At 67.0% G+C, this 803-nt stretch carries 1 protein-coding gene; it reads right to left on the bottom strand.

What is annotated here, in order from left to right; translation table 11 throughout:
• A partial coding sequence (locus tag ACSNOC_RS27825; protein ID WP_436750343.1) for a (Fe-S)-binding protein occupies positions 1 to 803 on the bottom strand: 803 nt, incomplete at both ends.

The following is an 803-nucleotide window of genomic DNA, read 5'->3' as shown; positions in this document are numbered from 1 at the left end:
CCGCCGAGCTGGGGGTATTCGTTGGCCAGGGTGTTGAAGCAGTGGGGGCAGGTGGCCACGATGCGCTTGGTGGGGGCTTCGTCGAAGGCGGTGTTGAGCATGTCGACGTTCTGCTGTCCGAGTTGCTGGAAGAGGAACTCGTTGCCCAGGCGGCGGGCGGAGTCGCCGGTGCAGGATTCGTCGCCGCCCATGATGGCGAAGCGGACTCCGGCGATGTGGAGGAGTTCGGCGAAGGCTTTGGTGGTCTTCTTGGCGCGGTCTTCCAGGGCTCCGGCGCAGCCGACCCAGTACAGGTAGTCGACCTGGGTGAGGTCGTCGATGTCCTTGCCGACGACGGGGACGGGGAAGTCGACCTCGGTGGTCCATTCCAGGCGCTTCTTCTTGGCCAGGCCCCAGGGGTTGCCCTTGCGTTCGAGGTTCTTGAGCATGGTGCCGGCCTCGGAGGGGAACGCGGACTCGATCATGACCTGGTAGCGGCGCATGTCCACGATGTGGTCGATGTGCTCGATGTCGACCGGGCACTGCTCGACGCAGGCGCCGCAGGTGGTGCATGACCACAGTACGTCGGGGTCGATCACGCCGTGCTCGTCGGCGGTGCCGATCAGCGGGCGTCCGGCCTCGGTCACGGCGGTGGCGGGGACGGTGTCCTTGTTCTCGCCGGCCAGCAGGTAGGGGGCCTTGGCGTGGGCGTGGTCGCGCAGCGACATGATCAGCAGCTTCGGGGACAGCGGCTTGCCGGTGTTCCACGCCGGGCACTGCGACTGGCACCGCCCGCACTCGGTACAGGTGGAGAAGTCCAGCAG

Origin of the sequence: Streptomyces sp. URMC 129 (assembly GCF_051386415.1) — a bacterium.
Classification (GTDB): domain Bacteria; phylum Actinomycetota; class Actinomycetes; order Streptomycetales; family Streptomycetaceae; genus Streptomyces.
Note: the sequence above shows the minus strand (reverse complement) of the source record. Positions and strands in the feature narration are given on the sequence as shown.